The organism is Pseudonocardia sp. UM4_GMWB1 (assembly GCF_017312155.1).
Lineage (GTDB): Bacteria > Actinomycetota > Actinomycetes > Mycobacteriales > Pseudonocardiaceae > Pseudonocardia > Pseudonocardia alni.
The window spans coordinates 2,936,669-2,959,661 of the sequence record NZ_QJPN01000001.1 but is presented as its reverse complement, the minus strand read 5'-3'; the positions used below and the strand labels follow the sequence as shown (position 1 = coordinate 2,959,661).

The 22,993-nt window shown below is 75.2% G+C and carries 22 protein-coding genes; 10 read left to right on the top strand and 12 right to left on the bottom strand.

Annotated features, from left to right (window positions below):
* Positions 1-9: 9 nt before the first annotated feature.
* The 3 genes from DMP15_RS14155 to ilvD all read right to left on the bottom strand — a co-directional run bounded on the left by DMP15_RS14155 (position 10) and on the right by ilvD (position 4,235).
* Entirely contained in the window at positions 10-1,704 is a 1,695-nt protein-coding gene (locus DMP15_RS14155) for a hypothetical protein (protein WP_073574597.1), read from the bottom strand.
* A 195-nt stretch (positions 1,705-1,899) separates the two neighbouring features.
* Positions 1,900-2,451 (bottom strand): ACT domain-containing protein, encoded by a 552-nt coding sequence (locus DMP15_RS14150; RefSeq protein ID WP_139282724.1) that lies wholly within the window; start codon positions 2,449-2,451, stop codon positions 1,900-1,902.
* 101 nt (positions 2,452-2,552) lie between these two features.
* Positions 2,553-4,235: a dihydroxy-acid dehydratase gene (gene ilvD, locus DMP15_RS14145; protein WP_073574595.1), complete on the bottom strand. Its 1,683-nt coding sequence runs from the start codon at positions 4,233-4,235 to the stop codon at positions 2,553-2,555.
* A gap of 218 nt (positions 4,236-4,453) precedes the next feature.
* Here ilvD and DMP15_RS14140 point away from each other — a divergent pair, with 218 nt between their 5' ends.
* Positions 4,454-4,906 carry a L,D-transpeptidase gene (locus DMP15_RS14140; RefSeq protein WP_337826009.1) on the top strand — a complete coding sequence of 151 codons (453 nt, stop codon included), beginning with the start codon at positions 4,454-4,456 and terminating at the stop codon, positions 4,904-4,906.
* A 65-nt stretch (positions 4,907-4,971) separates the two neighbouring features.
* On the opposite strand, the gene DMP15_RS14135 is transcribed toward DMP15_RS14140, so the two are convergent.
* Entirely contained in the window at positions 4,972-6,840 is a 1,869-nt protein-coding gene (locus DMP15_RS14135; protein ID WP_443217698.1) for a DEAD/DEAH box helicase, read from the bottom strand.
* A 355-nt stretch (positions 6,841-7,195) separates the two neighbouring features.
* Between DMP15_RS14135 and DMP15_RS14130 the strand changes: the two genes are divergently transcribed.
* Positions 7,196-7,945, top strand: a complete 750-nt coding sequence (locus DMP15_RS14130) for a tyrosine-protein phosphatase (protein WP_073574593.1) — start codon at positions 7,196-7,198, stop codon at positions 7,943-7,945.
* Between the two features lie 48 nt (positions 7,946-7,993).
* On the opposite strand, the gene DMP15_RS14125 is transcribed toward DMP15_RS14130, so the two are convergent.
* Positions 7,994-10,519 carry a Tex family protein gene (locus DMP15_RS14125; protein ID WP_337826007.1) on the bottom strand — a complete coding sequence of 842 codons (2,526 nt, stop codon included), beginning with the start codon at positions 10,517-10,519 and terminating at the stop codon, positions 7,994-7,996.
* A gap of 174 nt (positions 10,520-10,693) precedes the next feature.
* A complete protein-coding gene (locus DMP15_RS14120) occupies positions 10,694-11,296 on the bottom strand; it encodes a TetR/AcrR family transcriptional regulator (RefSeq protein ID WP_208622900.1) in 603 nt (200 codons plus the stop codon).
* Positions 11,297-11,386: 90 nt separating this feature from the next.
* On the opposite strand from DMP15_RS14120, the gene DMP15_RS14115 reads away from it, so the two are divergent.
* Together DMP15_RS14115 and DMP15_RS14110 are read left to right on the top strand one after the other, a co-directional pair.
* Positions 11,387-11,827, top strand: a complete 441-nt coding sequence (locus DMP15_RS14115) for a hypothetical protein (RefSeq protein WP_337826006.1) — start codon at positions 11,387-11,389, stop codon at positions 11,825-11,827.
* Between the two features lie 11 nt (positions 11,828-11,838).
* Positions 11,839-13,497 carry a GMC oxidoreductase gene (locus DMP15_RS14110; protein ID WP_337826005.1) on the top strand — a complete coding sequence of 553 codons (1,659 nt, stop codon included), beginning with the start codon at positions 11,839-11,841 and terminating at the stop codon, positions 13,495-13,497.
* An 84-nt stretch (positions 13,498-13,581) separates the two neighbouring features.
* Here DMP15_RS14110 and DMP15_RS14105 read toward each other — a convergent pair whose 3' ends face one another.
* The gene (locus DMP15_RS14105; protein ID WP_337826004.1) at positions 13,582-14,793 is read right to left on the bottom strand and encodes a cytochrome P450; all 1,212 of its coding nucleotides are present in this window, start codon (positions 14,791-14,793) and stop codon (positions 13,582-13,584) included.
* 127 nt (positions 14,794-14,920) lie between these two features.
* Between DMP15_RS14105 and DMP15_RS14100 the strand changes: the two genes are divergently transcribed.
* On the top strand, positions 14,921-15,973 hold the full coding sequence (locus tag DMP15_RS14100) for a YncE family protein (RefSeq protein WP_337826003.1): 1,053 nt from the start codon (positions 14,921-14,923) through the stop codon (positions 15,971-15,973).
* Between the two features lie 13 nt (positions 15,974-15,986).
* On the opposite strand, the gene DMP15_RS14095 is transcribed toward DMP15_RS14100, so the two are convergent.
* From DMP15_RS14095 to DMP15_RS14080, 4 genes are all read right to left on the bottom strand, one after another.
* Entirely contained in the window at positions 15,987-16,562 is a 576-nt protein-coding gene (locus tag DMP15_RS14095; protein WP_337826002.1) for a TetR/AcrR family transcriptional regulator, read from the bottom strand.
* Entirely contained in the window at positions 16,559-17,104 is a 546-nt protein-coding gene (locus DMP15_RS14090) for a DUF4334 domain-containing protein (protein ID WP_337826001.1), read from the bottom strand. The genes DMP15_RS14095 and DMP15_RS14090 overlap by 4 nt, the downstream gene beginning before the upstream one ends.
* 47 nt (positions 17,105-17,151) lie before the next feature.
* A complete protein-coding gene (locus DMP15_RS14085; protein ID WP_100877527.1) occupies positions 17,152-18,444 on the bottom strand; it encodes an MFS transporter in 1,293 nt (430 codons plus the stop codon).
* 73 nt (positions 18,445-18,517) lie between these two features.
* The gene (locus tag DMP15_RS14080) at positions 18,518-19,048 is read right to left on the bottom strand and encodes a hypothetical protein (RefSeq protein ID WP_100877526.1); all 531 of its coding nucleotides are present in this window, start codon (positions 19,046-19,048) and stop codon (positions 18,518-18,520) included.
* Between the two features lie 92 nt (positions 19,049-19,140).
* On the opposite strand from DMP15_RS14080, the gene DMP15_RS14075 reads away from it, so the two are divergent.
* The 5 genes from DMP15_RS14075 to DMP15_RS14055 all read left to right on the top strand — a co-directional run bounded on the left by DMP15_RS14075 (position 19,141) and on the right by DMP15_RS14055 (position 22,597).
* The gene (locus tag DMP15_RS14075; protein WP_337826000.1) at positions 19,141-20,010 is read left to right on the top strand and encodes an alpha/beta fold hydrolase; all 870 of its coding nucleotides are present in this window, start codon (positions 19,141-19,143) and stop codon (positions 20,008-20,010) included.
* 31 nt (positions 20,011-20,041) lie between these two features.
* Positions 20,042-20,395 carry a hypothetical protein gene (locus tag DMP15_RS14070; protein ID WP_337825999.1) on the top strand — a complete coding sequence of 118 codons (354 nt, stop codon included), beginning with the start codon at positions 20,042-20,044 and terminating at the stop codon, positions 20,393-20,395.
* Positions 20,395-21,138 carry an enoyl-CoA hydratase/isomerase family protein gene (locus DMP15_RS14065; protein ID WP_337825998.1) on the top strand — a complete coding sequence of 248 codons (744 nt, stop codon included), beginning with the start codon at positions 20,395-20,397 and terminating at the stop codon, positions 21,136-21,138. The genes DMP15_RS14070 and DMP15_RS14065 overlap by 1 nt, the downstream gene beginning before the upstream one ends.
* 9 nt (positions 21,139-21,147) lie before the next feature.
* Complete coding sequence (locus DMP15_RS14060; protein WP_179762559.1) at positions 21,148-22,173, top strand: DUF4185 domain-containing protein; 1,026 nt, start codon at positions 21,148-21,150, stop codon at positions 22,171-22,173.
* An 82-nt stretch (positions 22,174-22,255) separates the two neighbouring features.
* Positions 22,256-22,597 (top strand): hypothetical protein, encoded by a 342-nt coding sequence (locus DMP15_RS14055; RefSeq protein WP_337825997.1) that lies wholly within the window; start codon positions 22,256-22,258, stop codon positions 22,595-22,597.
* On the opposite strand, the gene DMP15_RS14050 is transcribed toward DMP15_RS14055, so the two are convergent.
* Positions 22,560-22,955 carry a hypothetical protein gene (locus DMP15_RS14050; protein WP_073574577.1) on the bottom strand — a complete coding sequence of 132 codons (396 nt, stop codon included), beginning with the start codon at positions 22,953-22,955 and terminating at the stop codon, positions 22,560-22,562. The genes DMP15_RS14055 and DMP15_RS14050 overlap by 38 nt on opposite strands.
* Between the last annotated feature and the right edge of the window lie 38 nt (positions 22,956-22,993).

Genomic DNA, 22,993 nt, shown 5'->3' with positions numbered 1-22,993 from the left:
CCCCGCAGGTTAGGCGGCGACCCCGGAGCCCAGCCGACCGCGCAGCCACCGGCCGACGCCCGTCCCGCGCAGACACGGGTGGAGCACCACGACGGGCTCGGGCACGCCGGTGTCGGTGCCGAGCAGGGCGGCTACCCCGACCAGGTCGCCGGCGGCAGTGCGCAGCAGCAGTGCCGGTCCGGCGACGGGCGCCAGCAGCCCCACGAGGTCGGCGGCCGTCCAGTCCACGGCCGGTGCCCCGGCCAGGCAGGTCCGCAGCAGCACGTCGAGCTCGGCGGTCTCCTCCCCCGACGCGGGTTCCGCGGCGAGCTCGGCCCCGCCGGGCAGCAGCACCGTCGACCGGGGTGGCGGGGTCGCCGCGCCCGCGCGCAGGAACGCCTCGCCGCGGGCCCGCTCGGTGACGGTGAACGGCGCCCAGTTCCGGGCGGCCAGCACCGGCGGGCCTGCCGGGGCGGTGAGCTCCAGGACGTGCGTCCCGGCCGCGACCGGGCCGGTGCCGACCTCGTCGGCGTGCAGGAGCGCGGCGAGGCCGTCGAACAGCCCGTCGCGGCCGCGGGCGGCGGCCACAAGGTCGAGCGCCCGGGTGGGTCCGTCGACCAGCTCGTGCGGGTCGGCCGGGGTGACCTGCACGGTGTCCGGGCCGGACCCGCGCAGCCGTCGCCGGATCACCCGCGACAGCCGGTCCGCGGTCACCCCGCCGCCGACGAGCATCTCGTCGACGACGGTGCCCGCGTCGCGGCCGTGCACCGACAGCGACAGGATGTTGCCGCCGACCTCGGCGACGGCCGCGGTCAGCCGGGCCAGCGCACCGGACTCGTCGGGCAGCCCGACGCGGACCTTGAGCAGCGGCGCCGGTCCCGGCTCGGCCGCGGTGGCGAGGACCGCCGGGTCGAGGACCGCCGGGTCGAGGTCCGCCGGGCCGGGTTCCGTCCTGCCGGGGGCAGCGGTGTCCACCACCCGCAGCACCGGCGGGACGGACGGGCCGTCGACGAGGGTCTGCCCGGGGCCGACGGCGGAGTGCCCGGCCGCCCGCAGCGCAGCCCACATCGTCACCTGGTTCGCGGTGAGCACCGGCTTGCCGAGCTCGCGCTCCAGCACGGCGATCGCGTCGTAGGTGGGCAGGTTGGTGCAGGACACGAAGACCGCCTGCGCGTCGGGGTGGTCCGCGGCGCGCACGGCCGCGGCGACCTGCTCCGGGGTCGTCGTCCAGATGTGGCCGAGCAGGCCCAGGCCGTGCCGGGCGACGGTGTCGACCCCGGACCCGGCGAGGAAGTCGGCGAGCAGCCCGGTGAGGTCGTCGACGTAGGGGGTGGCGACGGCGAGCCGGGTGACCCCCAGCTCGGCGCACGCCGCGACCAGCGACCCCGCCGTCGTGACCGCCGCCGGCGCGCCCGCGGCCAGCACCGCGTCGCGCAGCGCGGCCTCCCCCGCCACGCCACCGACGAAGCTGCCCGAGGTGCACGAGTACGCGACCACGGCGGGGCCCGGTGTCAGCACGTCGCGGGCGGCCTGCCGGACCATGGCCGGGTCGGAGATCAGCCGGGCCTGCGCGGCGTCGGCAGGGGTCGCGACGAACGGCGTGCGGGTCACGTTCAGGGTGACCGGCTCGGGGACCCACCGCCACATCTCACGGTCGAGGGCGAAGTCGTACGGCACGACCACACCCACCCGGTCCCGATCCCGCGGGGACGACAGCTCACCCATACCGGCCTCCATGACGCAACGATCACCGTCCATCGTTGCCGCCACGGGTCGCGGCGGTTTCGCGATGGTGAGGACGCCCGCCGGAGGCCGTGTGGGTACTGCCCGTTCTCGATCGTCCTGCCGGAAGGATGCCAGCGGTGGCGGCGCCGTGACCTCCGTGCTACGCCGACCGGCGCCTGCGGTGCGCCGAGTGCGCTACGCCCCGGCCCAGCCGCGCGGGTCGGACTCCGGGCGCGTCGCGACCGCGCGCAGGAACGCCTGGGCCCGGGCCACCTCGGTGACGGTGAACGGCGCCGCCCGCCGGGCGACCAGCCGGGTGCCGTCGGGCGCGGTCAGCTCCAGGTCGTGCTCGTCGCGCGCACCCGGCTCGTCCGGGCCCGGCGTCCGGACACCCGACGCGCCGAGCAGCGCGGCGACCCCGTCGGCGGGACTCCGGCCGGCGGCGACGATGTCCAGTGCGCGGGTGGGCGGGTCGACCAGGTCGTGCGGGTCGGCGGTCATGACCAGGACCCCACCGCCGGGGGCCGCCCCGCAGACCGCCACCGACAGCTCGCCGACGCTGCACGGCCCGGACACCAGCAGCTCGTCGACGACCGAGTGCGCGTCCTGACCGTGCACCGACAGGGCGAGGATGTTGCAGCGCACCTGCGCCAGCGCCGCCGTCAGCCCGGCCAGGGCACCGGGTTCGTCGGGCAGCCGCACCCGCACCCGGTAGAGGCCGTCGGTCGTCCCGGGATCGGTGCTCATCACCACCAGCCTGCGGGACCGATGTTGCGACTCCGTGTCGGGGCGGTGTCGGGTGCGTCGCGGCCGGCACGCCCGTCCGTCGGGCGCACCGGCCACGCGGGTCAGCCGCAGACAGCCCCGTCGGCCGCGGACGACACGAGCTTCGCGTACTTGCCCAGCACCCCGCGCCGGTTCGTCGGCTCCGGGCACGTCCACTCCGCGCGCCTCCGCTCCAGCTCGGCGGGCTCGACGCCGATGTCGATCGTGCGGGCCTTCATGTCCAGGGTGATCGTGTCGCCGTCGCGGACGAGCGCGATCGGTCCGCCGTCGGCGGCCTCGGGTGCGACGTGCCCGACGCACAGCCCGGTCGTCGCACCGGAGAAGCGGCCGTCGGTGACCAGCAGGACGTCCTTGCCGAGGCCCGCGCCCTTGATCCGCCCGGTGACGGCGAGCATCTCCCGCATCCCGGGCCCGCCGCGCGGGCCCTCGTAGCGGATCAGGACGATCGTGCCGGGGCCGATCTCACCGGCGTCGACGGCGTCGAGCGCGCCCTGCTCGCCGTCGAAGACGCGGGCGGTGCCGGTGAAGGTGGCGGCGTCGAACCCGGCGGACTTGACGACGGCGCCGTCGGGCGCGAGCGAGCCGCGCAGGATCGTGAGGCCGCCGGTGGGGTGGATCGGGTCGGCGAGGTCGTGGATGACCGAGCCGTCGAGGCCCGGCGGGTCGAGCTCGGCGAGGTTCTCCGCGACCGTGCGGCCGGTGACGGTGCGGGCGTCGCCGTGGATCAGGCCCGCGTCGAGCAGCGCCCTCATCACCACCGGTACGCCCCCGACCTGGTCGACGGCGTACATGAGGTGCCGCCCGAACGGCTTGACGTCGGCCAGGTGCGGGATCCGGTCGCCGACGGTGTTGAAGTCGTCGAGGGTCAGCGACACCTCGGCCTCACGGGCGATGGCGAGCAGGTGCAGCACCGCGTTGGTGGACCCACCGAAGGCCATCACGACAGCGATCGCGTTCTCGAAGGCCTTCCGGGTCAGCACCGACCGGGCCGTCAGGCCACGGGCGATCATGCCGACCGCGGCCTCACCGGAGGCACGCGCCACGCCGTCGCGACGCCGGTCCACCGCGGGCGGGCTGGCCGACCCGGGCAGCGCCATCCCGAGCGCCTCGGCCGCCGCCGCCATCGTGTTGGCGGTGTAGAAGCCGCCGCAGGCGCCCTCCCCCGGGCACATCGCCCGTTCCAGGGTGTCCAGCTCGTCGGGGGTGATCAGCCCGCGCGCGCAGGCCCCGATGCCCTCGAACGCGTCGCCGATGTTGACCTCCCGGTCGCCGACCCGGCCCGGCATGATCGACCCGGCGTAGACGAACACCCCGGCGAGGTCGAGCCGGGCCGCGGCCATCAGCATCCCGGGCAGCGACTTGTCGCAGCCGGCCAGGAGCACCGTCCCGTCGAGCCGCTCGGCCTCCACGACCGTCTCCACCGAGTCGGCGATGATCTCGCGGCTGACCAGGGAGTAGTGCATGCCCCGGTGCCCCATCGAGATGGCGTCGGACACCGAGATCGTCCCGAACTCCAGCGGGTAGCCGCCCGCGGTGTGCACGCCCTCCTTCGCCGCCGTCGCGAGCCGTTGCAACGACAGGTTGCACGGGGTGATCTCGTTCCAGGACGAGGCGATGCCGATCTGGGGCTTGGCGAAGTCGTCGTCACGCATGCCGACCGCGCGCAGCATGCTGCGCGCGGCGGTGGCGCCGATGCCGTCGGTGACCTGATGACTGCGGGGCTTGCGGGACGGGGTGGTGGTCATACGCGCTCCTCGGCCGGGCTCCGATGTCGGGACGGGGCCGATCCTCCCGCAGATCGCCGGGGCAGGCCTGTTTCCCGTCGTAACCGATGACCCGTCCGGGCGTATCCGTCGCCAGGGGTGATCGTTGAACCGTCCGGCAGCACCATCGTTCACCCGAGAGGACCCGAGCAACACTCATGGCGCACACGAACGAGCCCACTCCCCGTAGCACTCGCCGGGTGCGCCGCCGACGCGCCCTGGCCGTCGTGACCGCCGGGCTGGTCGTCGGGCTGGGTGCCGCGGGCACCGCCCTCGCGGCCGATGCCGACCCGGGGGTCGCCGGCACCCCGTGCTCGGCGTCGGCGAGGGCCTGCGTGGACCTCGGGTCCCAGCAGGCGTGGCTGATGAACGGCGGCTCGATCACCTACGGTCCCGTCGACGTCGCCACCGGGGGCCACGGCACGGAGACCCCCACCGGTGACTTCGCCGTCTACGACAAGGACCGCGAGCACTACTCCGCCGAGTTCGACGGCGCCCCGATGCCGTGGTCGGTGTTCTTCGCCCCGGGTGGTGTCGCCTTCCACCAGGGCGACCGCGACTCCGGGTCCGCGGGATGCGTCAAGATGCGCAACCAGGACGCCACGGTGTTCTTCGGGAAGCTGCGCCAGGGCGACCGGGTCGAGGTGCGCTGACCCACCCCCGGACGACGAGAGGGGCCCCGCGCGGATCGCGCGGGGCCCCTCTCGTGCATCCCGGCCTAGTGGGCGCCGGCGTTGTCCCGATCCCGACGCACGTTGGCCTTGCGGCCCTTCAGCGTCGTCGCACCGCGCAGCGAGCGCAGCACGTCGTCCGCGGCGTGCTCGGGCACCTCGACCAGCGAGTGGCGCTCGTGGATCTGGATGGCGCCGATGTCGCGGCCGGACAGCCGGGACTCGTTCGCCAGCGCGCCCACGATGTCCTGCGGGCGCACACCGGAGGCACGACCCGCCGAGACGAACAGGCGGGTCGCCCCGGCCTTCGGGGGACGGGCGCCCTGGCCGCGGGCACCGCCCGGACGGCCGTCGCGGTCGCGGCGCGGGCCACGGTCGCCGGGGCCACTGTCACGGCCACCGCGCGAGCGGACCTGCGGGATCTCGATCTCGTCGTCCGGCACCGAGTTGTCGGCACGGGCGATCCGGATCGCCGCAGCGGCGATCGAGGCGAGGTCGTGGTCGCGGGCCAGCTCGACGACGAGCTGCTCGACACCGTCCTGCGGCGGGGTGTCGGCGTCCTGACCGGCCTGCTCGCGCAGGGCCAGCGCGGTGCGGGCGAGCCGCACGGTGCGCAGGTCCTCCGGCGAGGGCACCGGCGCGCTGGGCACCGAGGCCCCGATGAGGCGCTCGATGTTGCGCAGGTGACGCACCGACCCCGGAGTGACCAGGGTGATCGCGACGCCCTCGCGTCCCGCCCGGCCGACCCGGCCGATGCGGTGCACGTAGGACTCCGGCGACGACGGCACGTCGTGGTTGACCACGTGGGTCAGCGAGTCGATGTCCAGACCACGGGCCGCGACGTCGGTGGCGACCAGCAGCTCGGTGCGGCCGGCGCGCAGGCGCTCGACGACCCGGGTGCGGTGCTCCTGATCCATGCCACCGTGCAGCGCCTCGGCGCGCAGGCCGCGCGCGGTGAGGGTCTCGGTGACGGCGTCGACGTCGGCGCGGGTGCGGCAGAACACGATCGCCGCGGTCGGCTGCTCCATCTCGAGCACCCGGCCCAGCGCGACGGTGACGTGGCTGCGGGGCACGTGGTACGCGGTCTGGCGGACCCGCGGGGCCTCGCCCTCGGGCGTGGCCTCCTTCTTGATCCGGATGTCGGCCGGGTCGCTCAGGTGGGTCCGCGCCAGGCTCTGGATGCGGCCCGGCATGGTCGCCGAGAACAGCACGGTCTGACGGCCCCGCGGCGTGGCGCCCAGGATCGTCTCGATGTCCTCGACGAAGCCCATGTCGAGCATCTCGTCGGCCTCGTCGAGGACGGCGACCTCGATCGCGTCCAGGGCGAGCGCGCCCCGGTTGACCAGGTCGATCGCGCGGCCGGGGGTGGCGACGACGATGTCGACGCCACGGCGGAGCTGGCCCAGCTGCGGGCCGATGGGCGCGCCGCCGTAGACGCAGGCGACCGAGGCACCGAGGGCGGCGCCGTACTTGGCGACCGCGTCGCCGACCTGCATGGCCAGCTCACGGGTCGGGGCGAGCACCAGGCCGAACGGCTTGGCGCCGCGGGAGCGGGCGGTACGGCCGTCGGCCAGGCGCTGCAGCATCGGCAGCGCGAACGCGGCGGTCTTGCCGGTCCCGGTGGCGGCCTGTCCCAGCAGGTCACGACCGGCGATCAGCGGGCTGATCGCGGCGGCCTGGATCGGGCTCGGCGCGGCGTAGCCCAGCTTGTCCAGGGTCTCGAGCAGCCGGGGCGCGAGGCCCAGGTCGGCGAAGGTCGGGCCGGCGGGGGTGTCGTCGCCGGGCTCGTCGGCCGTGACCGCGGCGGGCTCGAACTCGACGGCCTCACGGGAGGGGGTGACCTCCGGCGTGGCGGAGGTGTCGGGGGCGGCGTCGGCGGTCACGGTGTCGGTCGCGTCGGCGTCGGTGTCCGTCATGGCGGCGGAAGTGGTGATCTCGTCTCCGGAGTCGTTCAGGTCGGGGTGCTGGTCCAGCAGAATGCTCACTCGGTCCTCAAAATGGCGTGCGCAGGGGGGTGCGCTGTGTCGTCGGGCGGCTCTCGCCCGCTCTCCCAGCCCGCCAGGCCCGCGTGCGGCATCTCGATCCAGATGATGTGCCGGTGAACCCAGACCTCCGGGGCTCGCGGCCGTGCGTCGTCGCCGACGGCCGTCGATCAACCAGTGTGCCATGTCCCGGTGCGGTCCGTCCGTCGGGTCCCGCGTGACCGACACCACCGATGCCCCTGATCACGACCCTCGGCGCGGCCGCGGGGAGATCACCGACCCTGGTCGGGTGACGGCATTCCTCTCCAGCGCCGCGACCCGACGCCCGGCGAACCTGCGTGATCTCGGTGGTCTGCGCACGACGGACGGCTACCGCGTACGGCACGGGGTGCTCTACCGGTCCGACGCGCCCCGCCCGGGCGACCCGCGCGACGCCCGGGCCCTCGACCTGCCCGAGGGATCGCCGTGGCCGCCGCGGACCGTCGTCGACCTGCGCTCGGCGGCGGAGACACGCGAGCCGCACCCGCTCGCCGACGTCGCCGACGTCCGTCCGGTCCCGCTCGGCGCGTCGCTGACCCCGGAGCGGGTCGCGACGGCCGCCGCCGGTGAGGACGGGCTCGGGTGGGCCTACCGGCTGCTGGCGGCCGAGGCCGGCGCCGAGCTCGCGGGGATCGTGCGGACCGTCGCCGACGCGCCCGCCCCGGTGCTGGTGCACTGCGCCGCGGGCAAGGACCGGACCGGGATCGTGGTCGGGGTGCTGCTGGCCGTGCTGGACGTGCCGCGCGCGACGGTCGTCGCGGACTACCTGCGCACCAACGAGGTCCTGCCGACGCTGTGGGACCGGCTGCGCGCCTGGGGCCAGCCCGAGCCCGACGACGAGGCACTGCTCGGGGTGGACGCCGCCGCCCTGGAGGCCGTGCTCGACGACCTCGACGCGCACCCCACCGGCCCGGCGGGCCGGCTGCGCGAGTGGGGCGTCGGCGACGACGACCTGCGCCGGCTCGCCGAGCGGCTGCTGGAGCCGGTCCTCCCGCACTGACCGCGACCGGGCCCGCGCACCCGGGGTGTGCGGGGCCCGGTCGTCGGCTCAGGACTTGCCGAAGCCCGCCTTGCGCAACGCCTCGGCCATCGCGTCGTTGGCGGGGCCGCGGTCCTGCCGGCCGCCGCCGGAGCCGCCGCGACCGCCCTGGCCGCCGGAGCCGCCGCGGCCACCACCCTGACCGCCGCGGCCGCGGTCGCCACGGCCACCGTCGCGACCACCCCGGCCGCGGTCGCCGCCGCCCTGGCCGCGTCCGCCGCCCGGACCGCGCCCGTCGCGCTCGCCGCCGTCGCGGCCCCGGCCGCCCTGGCCGCCCTGGCCTCCGCCCTGGCCCTGGCCGGGCCCGCGGGACCGGCCGCCGCGCTCGCCGGCGCCGGGCTCGTCGTCCAGACGCAGGGTCAGCGAGATCCGCTTGCGGGCCTCGTCGACCTCCAGGACCTTCACCTTGACCACGTCACCGGACTTGGCGACGTCGCGCGGGTCGGACACGAAGTCCTTGCTCATCGCGCTCACGTGCACGAGGCCGTCCTGGTGCACCCCGACGTCGACGAACGCGCCGAAGGCGGCCACGTTGGTGACGACGCCCTCCAGCAGCATCCCCGGCCGCAGGTCGGAGATCTTGTGGACGCCCTCGGCGAAGGTCGCGGTCCGGAACGCCGGCCGCGGGTCCCGGCCGGGCTTCTCCAGTTCGGCCAGGATGTCGGTGACGGTCGGGAGCCCGACGCCGTCCCCGACGTAGTCCTTGGGCTTGATCTGGTGCAGCCGTGCGGCGTTGCCCATCAGGGCGGACACGTCGAGCGTGGTGCGCTCCACCATCCGCCGGACGACCGGATAGGACTCGGGGTGCACCCCGGTGACGTCGAGCGGCTCGTCCCCACCGCGGATGCGCAGGAAGCCCGCGCACTGCTCGAACGCCTTGGGCCCCAGCCGCGCGACGCCGGTCAGCGCGGTCCGGTTCCGGAACGGGCCGTTCTCGTCGCGGTGGGCGACGATCGCGCCGGCGAGGGACTCGGAGATGCCCGAGACCCGACGCAGCAGCGGCGCGGACGCCGAGTTCACGTCGACACCGACGGCGTTCACACAGTCCTCGACGACCGCGTCGAGCGAGCGCGACAGCGACGACTCCGGCAGGTCGTGCTGGTACTGCCCGACCCCGATCGACTTCGGGTCGATCTTGACCAGCTCGGCGAGCGGGTCCTGCAGGCGCCGCGCGATGGAGACCGCGCCGCGCAGCGAGACGTCCATGTCGGGCAGCTCGGCCGAGGCGTAGGCCGACGCCGAGTACACCGACGCGCCGGCCTCGGACACCATCACCTTGGTCAGCTTCAGGCCCGGGTTCGCCGCGATGAGCTCACCGGCCAGCGCGTCGGTCTCCCGCGAGGCGGTGCCGTTGCCGATCGCGATCAGCTCGACGGAGTGCTTCGTGCACAGCGCCGCCAGGGTCTTCAGCGACCCGGCGCGGTCCTTGCGGGGCTCGTGCGGGTAGATCACCGCGGTGTCGACGACCTTGCCGGTCGCGTCGACGACGGCGACCTTGACCCCGGTGCGCAGGCCCGGGTCGAGGCCCAGGGTCGCGCGGGTGCCCGCGGGGGCGGCGAGCAGCAGGTCGCGCAGGTTCGCGGCGAACACGCCGATGGCGCCCTCCTCGGCGGCGGTGCGCAGCCGGACCCGGATGTCGATGCCGAGCGCGGTGAGCAGGCGGGTCCGCCACGCCCACCGGACGACGCCGAGCAACCAGGCGTCGCCGGCGCGGCCGCGGTCGGCGACGCCGTACTCGGCGGCGATCAGGGCCTCGTAGGGGTTCGGCTCGTCGTCGGCGACACCGGCGTCGAGGGTGACGTCGAGCGCCTCCTCGGACTCACCGCGGAAGACCGCGAGGATCCGGTGCGAGGGCAACGTCGTGAACTTCTCGGCGAAGTCGAAGTAGTCCGAGAACTTGGCCGCGGCCTGGTCGTTCTCCTTGCCCTCGCGGACCGTGGTGACCAGCCGCCCGTGCGCCCACATGCGCTCGCGCAGGCCGCCGACGAGGTCGGCGTTCTCCCCGATCCGCTCGACCAGGATCGAACGGGCACCCTCCAGCGCGGCGCCGGCGTCGGCGACCTCGTCGGTCACGTAGGCGGCCGCCGACGAGTGCGGGTCGAGCGTCGGGTCGGCGAGCAGCGCGTCGGCCAGCGGTTCCAGGCCCTGCTCTCGGGCGATCATCGCCTTGGTGCGGCGCTTGGGCTTGTAGGGCAGGTAGATGTCCTCGAGCCGGGCCTTGGACTCGGCGGCGAGGATGGTGGCCTCGAGGGACTCGTCGAGCTTGCCCTGCGACCGGATGGAGTCGAGGACGACGGTGCGCCGCTCCTCCAGCTCCCGCAGGTAGCGCAGCCGCTCCTCCAGGGTGCGGAGCTGGGCGTCGTCGAGGCCGCCGGTCGCCTCCTTGCGGTACCGGGCGACGAAGGGGACCGTCGAGCCCTCGTCCAGCAGGGCCACCGCGGCCCCGACCTGGTCCGGCCGGGCGCCGAGCTCGTCGGCGATGCGCTGGTTGATCGAGCGGTGCTGCTGGATGTCCGGGGGTGCCGTGCCTGTCACCGCCCCATCGTGGCGAACGGTGTCGCGGGCGCCACCGCCGGGTGGGGGGTCGCGTCCGCGCCCGTCCGGACGGCGGCCCCGTGACCGTCGACGGGTGTCCGACATCCGATGGAGAACCCGGTGGGTGAGCGTCCGCTCACCCGTGCCAGACTGCCGCCCGTGGCTCGCTGTGGATCATGGCTCGCCGGGCGGCCCGCCGTCCGCGGCCAGCGCGGCGAGCCCGGTCGCGAGCGCGTGCACCATGCGGCTGTACAGGTCGGGCGGCGCCTCGCCGGGCACACCGAGGCGGTACTCCCGGACGAGGCCGTGGAACAGCGCGATCATCGCGGTCGCCACCTCGTCGTCCGGCACGCCGAGGTCCACCCCGGCGGCCGCGCGGCCGCGCGCCACCATGGCTGCGGCCTCGTCCCGGACCCTGCGGTGGTGGTCGGCCACGGCCGCGCGCATCGCCGGAGTGCGCATCGCCACCGCCCAGGTCTCGGCGTCGAGCAGGGTCGCCGGGCGCGAGCGGGCGGTCTCCAGCAGCACCGTCTCCAGCTCGGCCAGCGCCTGTTCGGGGCCCGCGTCCATACCGGACCGCACCCGGTGCAGGTCGCCCTCCAGGTGGCCGGTCATCAGCGCCCGGAACAGGTCCTGCTTGCTGCCGAAGCGGCTGTAGATCGACCCCACCGACACCCCGGCGGCGCGGGCGATCTCGTCCACCGAGGCGCCGTCGTAGCCCCGCTCGGCGAACACGTCGGCTGCCGCGGCCAACAGGGCCGCCCGCGTGCGCGCCACGCCGTCGTCCCGTGTCTCCCGGCGCCTGCCCCCGGGCGTCGCTCCCGTCACGTCGTCCCCCGTCCGCTCCCCCAGGTCCCGGAGGTTCCCATGCGGTCGCGCAGTCTGCTGCTGTCCGTGCTCGTCGGAGTGATCGTCGCCGGAGCGGGGGCGGGTGTCGCGTCCGCCTCGACCTGTGACGACGCCTGCCGGGTCGACGGTGCCCGCGCCTACGTCGCCGCACTCGCCGACCACGACCCGTCGGCGGTGCCGTTCCACCCACACGCGACCCGGGTCGAGGCGGGGCTGCCGACCGGGTTCTCCGGCGACCAGCTGCGCGCCGACCTGCGGTTCGGCCCCCAGTACCGGATCATCCGCGCCGTCTCCGACGAGACCTACCGCGTGCGCGGGGACGGCGTCGTCGTCGCGGAGTTCACCCTGTCCGTCGGGGCGGGTCCGGTCGACCTCACGACCGCGCGGGTGCACGAGACCTTCCGTTACGACGACGGCCTGATCCGCGAGATCGTCGCCGACATCCGGATCGGGGGCTGAGCCGGATGCGGGTGACCAGCCGCCGGGGGTTCCTGACCGGGACCGCGCTCGGTGCCGCCGCGCTGGGTGCCGCCGGGACCGCGACCGCCGCGCCGGCCCTGCTGCGCCGCGAGGTCACCGCGATGTCCGCACCGGCCGTCGTCGTCGGGAGCGGGCTCGGCGGGTCGATCGCCGCGGCCCGGCTCGCCGAGGCGGGCGTGCGCACCCTGGTCCTCGAACGCGGCCGCCGCTGGACCACACCGGCCACCGACACGTTCCCGCCGTTCCTGCGCCCGGACCGCCGCTCGTCGTGGCTGACTCCCACGCCGGTGTTCCCCGGCCAGCCGCCGACCCTCTACCGGCCCTACACCGGCCTGTTCGAGAAGGTGTCCGGGCGCGGGATGAGCGTGCTCTGCGGGGCGGGCGTCGGCGGGTCGACGCTGGTGTACGCCGGGGTGTGGATCCGGCCGGACGCGGCGGTGTTCTCCGCGGCGGTCCCCGGCATCGACCACGACGAGCTCGCCGCCGTGCACTACCCGCGCGCCGCCGCCCGGGTCGGGGTCTCGCCGATCCCCGACGACGTCCTGGCCCACCCCGCGCACGTCGGGACCCGGCTGTTCCTGGAGCAGGCCCGCCGTGCCGGGCTGACCGCGCAGCTGCTGCCCAACGCGACCGACTGGGACGTCGTGCGCGCCGAGTTCGCCGGGCGGGCGACGCCGTCGATGTCGGTCGGCGAGTACTTCACCGGCGTCAACTCCGGGGCGCGGCTGTCGGCGGACAAGAACTACCTGCGCGACGCCGAGGCCTCCGGACTGGTCACCGTCGCCCCGCTGCACCGGGTGGTCGACCTGCACGCGGTCGGCGGCGGACGCTACCGGCTCGACGTCGAGCGGATCGACACCGACGGCGTCGTGCGGGAACGGATCGCGCTCACCACCGGGGCGCTGTTCCTCGCCGCCGGGTCGACCGGCACGTCGCGGCTGCTCGTACGGGCCCGCGAGACCGGGACGCTGCCCGACCTCACCGCCGACGCCGGCCGGTTCTGGGGCAACAACGGCGACCGCATCCAGCTGCGCGTCGGCGTCCCCGAACCGGCGGGCGGGCCGCAGGCCGGGCCGATGGCGGCCGGCATCCGCCCGCCCACCGACGACCGCGCAGAGGCCGTCACGCTCACCTTCGGTCCCGCGCCGCTGCCGTTCGACGTCCGCGCGATGTCGCTGCCGGGTTTCGGGGCCTGCGACCCGGTGGGCGAGTTCCGCTTCGACGGCGCCACCGGCGAGGCCGTGCTGCACTGGCCGCCCGACGGCGACGCCGACGCCCAGCGCACCGTCCGCGACCTCACCCAGCGGTTGATCGCCCCGGACGCCCCGGTCGGCGCCGGCCTCGGACGGGTCGTCTCCGACGTCGCCTCCCGGCTGCCCGCAGGGCTCTCCGGCCTGGTCGCGCGCGCCGCGGACGCACCCTCCGGGGTCCTCGACCTGGGGGCAGCGGACCCGGTCACCTGGCACCCGCTGGGCGGCGCGGTACTGGGCCGGGTCACCGACGACCGGGGACGCGTGGCCGGGCACCCGGGACTGCACGTCGTCGACGGGGCACTGGTGCCGGGGACGACGGGGAGCACGAACCCGTCGTGGACGATCGCGGCGATCGTGGAGCGGGCGATGGACGGGATCCTGGCCGACGGGCTGTGAGCCCGGCCCGCGGCGCCCCCGTCCGGTCCGCGGCACCCCGTGCGCGGGTCGCCGCGCGAGGTCATGGGACGCCGCGGCACCGGCTCACCAGGTGACCGGCAGCGCCCGCACTCCCCCGGTGACCTGCTCGGCGCGCACGTCCAGGTCCTCCGGGGCGACGGCGAGCCGCAGCCCGGGCAGCCGCCGGAACAGCCGCGCGAACACCGTCGCGAGCTCGGTGCGGGCCAGGCTCGCACCGATGCAGAAGTGGCCGCCGTCGCCGAAGGACACGTGCGGGTTGGGCCGGCGGGTCGGGTCGAAGGCGTCGGCGTCGTCGAACACCTCGGTGTCCCGGTTCGCCGACGCCGTCGAGATCATCACCGCGTCACCGCGGCGGATCGTGACGCTCCCGACCTCGATGTCGGCGTGCGCGTAGCGCAGCAGCCCGAGCCCGCCGGGGGCCGACATGCGCAGGACCTCCTCGACGGTGCCGTGCAGCCTGCCGTCGACGTCGGCGACGAAGGTGTCCCGGCGGGCGGTGTCGGTGAGCAGCAGGAGCACACCGAGGTCGATGCGCCCGACGGTGGTCTCGTGCCCGGCGAACAGCAGCCCGGCGGCGAGCCGGGTCAGCTCGGCCTCCCCGAAGCCGGGGTCGTCGGCCCGGGCCCGTACGAGGTCGGTGACGACGTCCTCCCCCGGGGTCTCCCGCTTCGCCGCCGCGAGCCGTCCCATGTAGCCGCGGAACTCGGTCATCGCGGTCTCGGCGTCGCCGCCGGAGCGGATGGTCGCGACCCGCTCGGACAGCCCGCTGAAGTAGCCGCGGTCGGCGAAGGGCACGCCGAGCAGCTCGCAGATGACCAGCACCGGGAGCGGGAACGCGAGGTGGGCGTGCAGGTCCGCGACGCCGTCGGGGGACGTCTCCTTCGCGGCGACGAGGTCGTCGAGGCAGCCGTCGACGAGCTCGCCGACGTGGTCGCCGAGGCGCCGCATCCGCTTGGCCGAGAACGCGGGGACCAGCAGCCTGCGCATCCGGTCGTGCTCGGCCTTCTCGGTCTCCACGGTGCCGGTGGGGCCGGCCAGGACCGCCGCCTCGGACACCCGGGCCGCCTGCTCGGGCGCGGGGTGCGAGCGGCCGAGCCGCGGGTCGGCGAACAGGGAGCGCGCCTCGGCGTGCCGGGTGACCAGCCACGCCGGGTCACCGACGGGGGTGCGCACCGGCACGATCGGCCCCTCGCGGCGGAGTACCGCGTACAGCGGCGCGACGTCGATGACGTTCGGACGGTCGAAGGGCAACTGCGGGGCCTCGGTCGTCGTCACGGCGGAACTCCCTCGTCGTCATGATCGGGACACCGAAACGATAGCCATCTATCGTTTTGCAGCGCAACTGGCAGGTGCGCTCCTCGGCCGCCGCGCGGGCGTCCGGCCGAGGCACGATGCTGAACCCATGGCGACAGGGAAACGCATGCAGCGGGCGGCCGTCCTGGCCCTGGCCCTGTTCACGGTGGGCTGCGCCGCGCCGGCCGACGGCCCGGCCGCACCCGGGCGGGCGGGCACCCCCGCCCGGTTCGCCGAGCCGCTGCCGCCGCCCGCCGAGCCGGGCGTCGCGCCACCGGTGACCGCCACCCCGCCCGGGCGGAGCGTCGCGGTCGGCGCGGTCCCCGAGGGCATCGTCGCCGACGGGCCGACGCGCCGCGTCGCGGTCGGGGTGCGACAGCCCGACCGGCTCGTGCTGCTCGACGCCGACACCGCCGCCGTCGTCGGGCGGGTGCCGCTGCCGGGCGTGCTGCGCCACCTGCAGCTCGCCGGGCCGGGCGGGCCGGTGCTGGTCCCGAGCGAGAGCGCGAACGGCCTGCTGCGCGTCTCGCTGCCCGGTGGCCGGGTGTCGTCGGAGGTGATGACCGGCCCGATGGCGCACGACGCGACCGGGACGGCGGCCGGGACCGTGTTCGTCGCCAACGAGGCGGGTGGCAGCGTGTCCGTGGTCCGCGGGGACCGGGTGGTGCGCCAGCTGACCGACGTCACCCAGCCCGCCGGGCTCGCCCCCGTCGGCGACCGGGTCGGACTGATCGACGTCCGCGAGAACACCCTCACCGTCTACGACGCCGCCACCGGCGACGGCATCCGCGAGCTCCCGGCCGGCGACGGCCCGACCCACCTGGTCGCCGACCGGCACGGCCGCATGGTCGCGACCGACACCCGGGGCGGGCACCTGATCGTCTTCGACCCGGCGGGCACCCCGGCCGAGGTCGGACGGGTGGACCTGCCCGGCGAGCCCTACGGGATCGCCTACGACCCGGTCCGGGACCGCGTGTGGGTCACCGCGACCGGGGCGAACCTGCTCGTCGGCTACGACATGACCGACCCGACGCCGCGGGAGGTCGCCCGGATCCCCACCGTGCGCCAGCCGAACACGGTCGCGGTCGACCCGGACACCGGACGCCTGTTCGTCACCGGCACCGCCGACGGTGTCGTGCAGGTCGTCGACGGGCCCGCCTAGGAGCGCCCGGAGCTCACGCGCGGGCCCCGAGGGCCGGCAGCAGCACGTCGTCGCAGACCGACCGCAGGTACCCGGCGTCGGCGACGGCGGCCGGCCCGTCGAGCAGCGTCGGCGCCACCACCGCGCCCGCCAGCAGGTAGGGCAGGTGCCGGGCGGCGGGCGGGTCGGCCGGCAGCTCCCCGCGGGCGACGGCCCGCGCCACCACCGCGCGCAGCGCCTCGACCTGCGGCAGCAGCCGTGAGGACAACGCGGCAGGCAGGGCGGGGTCGCACTGCCCGGCCCCGGCCAGCCCCAGCACGATCGGCACGTCGACCGCGGCCCGCGCGGCCAGCTGGTCGACGACCGCGGCGAGGTCCCCGGCCAGCGACCCGGTGTTGATCCGGTCGATCGCGAGCGGGCTGCCCGCCGAGACGGCCTCCACCACGAGTGCGGCCTTGTCGCCCCACTGCCGGTAGAGCGTGGCCTTGCTGGTGCGGGTCGCCGCGGCGACGGCCTCGACCGTGGTCGAGGAGTAGCCGCGTTCCGCGACGAGGTCACGGGTCGCGGCGAGCACCTCCCGGCGGCGCTCGTCCGGGAAGCGGCTGGTCACTCGCGACGCAGGAAGAACAGGAACGGATGGGTCAGGCCGCGCATGTCCATGGCACCGAGGACGGTGGCGTCGTCGACGCGCCGGAAGACGTCGTGGATCGGCAGGTCGTCGTAGCACATGGTGGCGCTGGCGACCCCGCGGTACTCGGTGGTGCGCAGCCGCGCCTTCGGGGCCCGGGTGGCGAGCGCGGGGCCCGCGGTGCGGGCGATCCGCGCCAGGGTCGGGTTGCGCAGCGCGGCCGGGTGGCGCAGCAGCGCGGGCAGCGGGACCAGGGCGGGGTTGAGCGAGAACAGGCCGCCGCGGGGGTGGTCCATGACGAGCGGGTGGACGTCGTCGACGCCGTCGAACCGCTTGCCGTGCCAGCCGAAACGCCCCAGCAGCCCGTCCATCGGGTTGCCGGTGGGGATCTCGCCGCCCGACCAGTCGCCCAGCATCTCCGCGACCCCGACGGCGGGCAGCGCGTCGAAGAACCCGAGGCCCTCCTCGAGCGTGGCGCCGTGCGCGAGGTGGCGCAGCGTGTCGGCCGGTGCGGTGCTGGTCATCGCGAGCTCTCCATCGAAACGGCGTCGTTTCGATGGAGCGTACCCGGTCAGCGCAGCGCGGAGCCCTTCGTCTCCGGCAGGGTCAGCACCGCGACGAAGGAGATCACGGCCCCGACGGCGACGTAGACGAAGAACAGGATCGCCAGGTCCGCCTCCTGCAGCGAGGCGATGACCAGCGGCGCGGTCCCGCCGAACACCGCAACGGTCAGGTTGTACCAGGCACCGATGCCCAGGGCCCGGACCTTCGTCGGGAACAGCTCGCTCATGATCGCCGGCGCGACCGAGGTCATCGCCGTGTAGAGGGACAACCCGACGACGAACACGACGAACATGTTCCAGAAGCCGGGCCCGATCAGGAACGACAGCGGTACGACGAGCACCGCGGTGGCCGCGGACCAGACCAGCATCTGCGGCTTGCGGCCGTACCGGTCGGCGGCGGCCCCCATCGGGTACTGCAGCAGTACGAAGATCGCTGTCGCGATGGACAGCGCGAGGAAGACCTCGGACGCGTCGGCCCCGCGGGACTTCGTCGCGTACGGGGTCAGCGCGGAGAAGAAGGTGTAGTAGCAGAGCGTGTGCAGGATCGTGAAGCCGACGAGCTGCGCGACCGCCTTCGGGTGCTCACGCAGGGTCAGCATCAGCGGGTTGCGGATCCGGGCCGCGGACTCCTTGTTCTCCTCGAACTGCTCGCTCTCGCTCATCTGGCGCCGCATCCAGAGCCCGATGATCCCGAGCACCCCGCCGAGCAGGAACGGGATCCGCCAGCCCCAGGAGGCCAGCTGGTCCTCGGTCAGCGTCGCGGCCAGCACGAAGCCGGTGAGGGAGGCGAACAGCACCGCGGTGCCGGTGGAGATGTAGAAGAACGACGAGTAGCGCCCGCGCCGCTCGCGCGGGGCGATCTCGGCGAGGTAGGCCGAGGCGTTGGAGACCTCGCCGCCCAGCGACATGCCCTGCGCGATGCGCGCGAGCAGCAGCAGGACCGGGGCGAACCAGCCGATCATCGCGAACGTCGGCAGCAGGCCGATGACGAACGACCCGCCCGCCATCAGCAGGATGGTCACCAGCATCGCGGTGCGGCGGCCCTTGAGGTCGGCGAACCGGCCCAGCAGCAGACCGCCCAGCGGCCGGAAGAAGAAGGCGAGCGCATAGGTTGCGAGCGTCGAGATGAGGGCAAGCGCCGCGTTCTCGGGCGGGAAGATCTGCGTCGCGAAGTAGATCGAGAACGTCGCGTAGATCGTCCAGTCGTACCACTCGACCGCGTTGCCGATGGACGCCGCGACGAGCGTCCGGACCGGGAGACGGTGACGTTCCGTCGTTCCGGTGGTGGGTGCCTGGGACACGGTTCCCCCTGACGTGTCGGCCGAGCGGTCGGCGAACGGTAACCGTTACGGCCCGACAATTCGACCGGACGGGTCAGGAGAGGACCAGGCCGACAGTCGTCGCGGTCCCGAAGACGAGCGTCACCACGTGCCCGAGGACGGCGAGCCCGCGGCGGCCGCGCCGGGTGCCGAGCACCACCGCCGTCGTCCAGGGCAGGTAGCCGAGCAGGGCGACGCCGAGGAACGGCAGGGTCAGTGCGGCGAGCACCCCGGTCGTCCCGGTGGGCACCGCACGGTCACCGGCAGTGGTCAGCTGCGCCGCGACGACCTCCCCGGCCGACGAGTCCGGCGAGGCGTCGACGGCGATCGGGTCACCGCCGGCGTCCGGCCGGAACAGGCCGTTGCAGTCGTAGCGACCCTCCCCCAGGTCGGTGCAGTCCGTGACCTCCAGGACCCCGGGCGCGCCGACCGCGCCGCTGGCCAGGCGCAGGTCGTCGACGGCGGACCACCCGCACGCGAGCGCGAGCAGCAGCCATAGCGCCAGCAGGAACCCCATCCAGCCCGGGGTGGGGGTCTCCGGGTCGTCCCAGTCGACCTCGACGTCGGGGTTCCGGCGCTCACTCACACGCGCGAGTATCGCCGTCGCGACCCGGGCGCCCCATCATCATTTCTCGGTACACCGAGCCGCCCGTCCCACGATCCCGGAGGATCCCCGCGATGCCACTGTCCGCCACGACCGACGGCTTCCGACTGGCCTACGACCGCCACGGCGAGCCCGGCGCGCCGCCGGTCCTGCTGCTGCACGGCTGGCCGGGCGACCGGACGGACATGACCGCCGTCGCCGAGCGGCTGGCCCCCGCGCACGACGTCGTCGTCCCGGACCTGCGCGGGTTCGGCGGGTCCGACTCGCACGACCGCGACCCGGCCGAGCAGTACTCGGCGGCCGCGCAGGCGCGCTCGCTGACCGCGCTGCTGGGCGAGCTGGACCTGTCCGATGTGGTCGTCGCCGGCTACGACGTCGGCAGCCGCGTCGGCCAGCAGGTCGCGAAGGACCGGCCCGACCTGCTGCGCGCGCTCGTGGTCACCCCGCCCGCGCCGGGGGTCGGGCGGCGGATCCTCGCGGAGCAGCCGGTGCGCGAGTTCTGGTACCAGTCCTTCCACCAGCTCGACCTGGCCCGCGAGCTCGTCGACGGCGACGCCCGTGCCGCCCGCGCGTACCTGCGCCACTTCTGGTCGCACTGGTCCGGCCCGGGGTTCACCCCCGACGACGGGCGCCTCGACCACCTCGCCGTCGCGTACGGGGCGCCGGGCGCGTTCGTCGCGTCGATCAACTGGTACCGCTCCGGCGGCGGCGCGGTGGCCCGCTCGCTCGCCGAGACCGCGCCCGACCCGGCCGACCGTGTCACCGTCCCGACGACGTTCCTGTGGCCCGAGCACGACCCGCTGTTCCCGCGCGACTGGTCCGACCGGGTCGGGGAGTTCTTCACCGACGTGACCGTCACCCCCGTCGACGGCGTCGGGCACTTCGTCCCGGTCGAGGCGCCGCAGGTGTTCGCCGACGCGGTGGCCGCGGCGGCCGCCCGGTAGGACCTGTCGTCGCGGCCGCCGCTGTGGTCCGATGATCGTCGTGGTCCGGGGATGGCGGTGGATCGGCGGAGCGGCGGTCGCGGTGCCGGCGCTCCTGGCGCTGCTGTCCTGGGTGCGCTGGGCCGGGCTGCCCGCGGACGTCGCCGTCCCCGCGACCACCGGCGGTCCCGTCGACGAGCCGGGCACCGTCACGCTGTCGGCCGCGCCGGGGGCACGCGGGATCGGGGTCGCGCTGGTCGTCGCCGCGGCCGGGATCGCCCCGCTGATCCTGGCGATCCTGACGCCGGTCGCGGCCGGCGTCGGCGCGATCGTGCTGCCGGTGCTGGTCCTGGTGCTGCGGCGACGCCCCCCACGCACCGTCCCGCCGCCGTGGACGGTGCACTGATGGGGACTCCGCGGGTGCACGACGACGGCGCGGTCCGGACGGTCACCCTGGACCGTCCCGAGGCCGCCAACGCACTGCACACGGGCGACGTCGACGCGATCACCGCGGCCGTCACCGACCTCCCGGACCGGGTGCGGGTCGTCGTGGTCACCGGGGCCGGGGACCGCGCGTTCGGCGCCGGGATGCACCTCGACGTGTTCCGCGACGCCGCCCCCGGCGACGGTCGCGCGATCATCACCCGGCTCGCGACCTGCCTGCGCGCGGTGCGCACCGCACCGGTGCCGACGATCGCCCGGCTGAACGGCGCCTGCCTCGGTGCGGCGTTCGAGCTCGCGCTGGCCTGCGACCTGCGCGTCGCCCACGCCGGGGTGCGGGTGGGGCTGCCCGAGGTGCGCCTCGGGATCCCGTCGGTGGTCGACGCGGCGCTGCTGCCCCGCTACGTCGGTGCCGCGCTCGCCCAGGAGATGGTCCTGACCGGCAGCGTGCACCGGGTCGACGAGCCCGGGACGGCGCCGCTGGTGAACCGGCTCGTCGACTCCCCCGCCGGGCTCGACGCCGCCGTCGACGACCTCGTCGCGACGCTGCTCGCCCCGACCCGCGAGGTCCTGTCGGCCCAGAAGCAGCTGCTCGAGACCTGGCGCGAGCAGGGCATCACCGGCTCGGTGGAGGCGAGCGTCGACACCTTCGCGGAGGTGTTCGCACTGCCCGCGACCCGCGACGCGATCGCGCGGTACCGCCCGTAGGGTCGCGCCATGGCCGTCACGACCAAGATCGCCGACCTGACCGGGCCCGGGTACACCGACCGGTTCGGAATCGGCGGCACCGACCTCGGCATCCTCGCCACCGCCCCGGACGGGCGTCTGGTCGCCGTCTTCGGCGACACGTTCGACCGGGCCGGTGTCGGCGGGCCCGGCTGGCGCTCCCCGGTCGTGCTGTTCGCCGACCCCGACGACGTCCGCGGCGGCCTGCGCTGGACCGGCTCCGGCGGCGACGCGGCCGACTACGCCTGCCGCCTGGTCAGCAAGCCGGCGACGAACTGGTTCCGGCTGCACCGGCGCGTCACCACGATCCTGCCGGCCGACGTCATCACCGTCGGCGACACGATGTACCTGCACGTCATGGCCAACAAGGGCCTCGGCAACGTGCTGTGGAGCGAGATCGTCGCCTCCCGCGACAACGGCGTCACCTGGGAGCGGACCGGCTGCGACTGGCCCGGCGACCACCACGACGGCCTGTTCCAGCAGCTGACCTGGTGCGACGGCGGCGACGGCTACGTCTACGCCTACACCACCGGCTTCCAGCGCCGCGACGGCCTGCTGCTGCACCGGGTGCCCGCCGACCGGATCACCGACCGCGACGCGTGGGAGCCGTGGGGCTTCGCCGGGGAGCGCTGGGACTGGGGCAACCCGCCGACGCTGACCCTCCCCGGCGCGTTCGGCGAGCTCAACCTGCGCCGGGTGCCCGGCCCGGACGGTCGCGAGCACCTGCTGCTCACCGTCTTCGACGCCGGGAACTACCGGATCGACACACTGCTGCTCGACCGCCCGAACGCCGACCTGCACCGCGCCCCGCGGACCACGGTGCTCACCGGCTGCGGCTGGGACGACGAGGACCACGCCACCGGCCGCGTCGCACAGCTCTACGGCGGCTACGTCGTCCCCGGCTCGACGCTCGACGACCTGCACCTGGTCGTCAGCCAGTGGAACACCACGACCAACTGGCCCTATCGGGCGATGCAGTTCCGGACGGACGTCACGGAGCTGCTGCGGACGGAGTAACCCCAGGTCCCGGCGTCATGAGAAGTGGGTATCTCCCGGCCGGGACCGCATCCGGACGGGGGCTCCGCTCGTAGGGGACTCCATGAACTCGGAGCACGACGGGACGCGCCCCTTCACCGCGACGGTGGTCGTCGGTGGCTGTCCCCTCACCGCCGAGGAGCTGCGCGTGCTGGCGCGGACGCTGCCCGAGCTGTCCCGGGTGCGGACCGCGCGCCACGGGGGCGGGCTGTTCCTGCAGGCGCGCCTCGACGACGTCGACGGCGCCGCCGCCGTGCGACGGCTGCGCCGCGCGGTGCCGCGGTTGCTGACCGGGTTCCCCGGTGTCGTCGTCGCGGCCGGCCCCGGGCCGACGCCCCGGTCGCGGACGCCGTGGTGGCGCCCGGTGGTCAGCCCGGTTCCCGCTCCCCGGGCGGCAGGAGGCTGAAGTACCAGCGGCCCGCCTCCTCGGTGACCGACAGCGTCACCAGCACCGGTCCCGAGCGCACCTCGACCCGGTCCGGCCCGGTGGGCAGCACGGCGGGCGACCCGGCCGCCTGGAGGCGTTCGACGTAGTCGTCGACGAAACCGCGGTCCGGGGCGTCGAGCAGCAGCTCGTGCAGCCGGGCACCGCCACCGTCGGGGGTCCGCAGCGCGGCCTCGCCCCGCTCGTAGAGCGCGGCCCGGTCGTCGGCACCGCGCTCCCCCGCCGCCGCGATCAGCGTGACGGTCCCGACGATCCACGCCCCGACGAACGCGACGGCGATCCACCCCAGCAGGGTGCGGGTGCGCGCCGGACGTCTCATCAGGCCGAGACTGTGTCACACCGGACACCGTCGTCCGC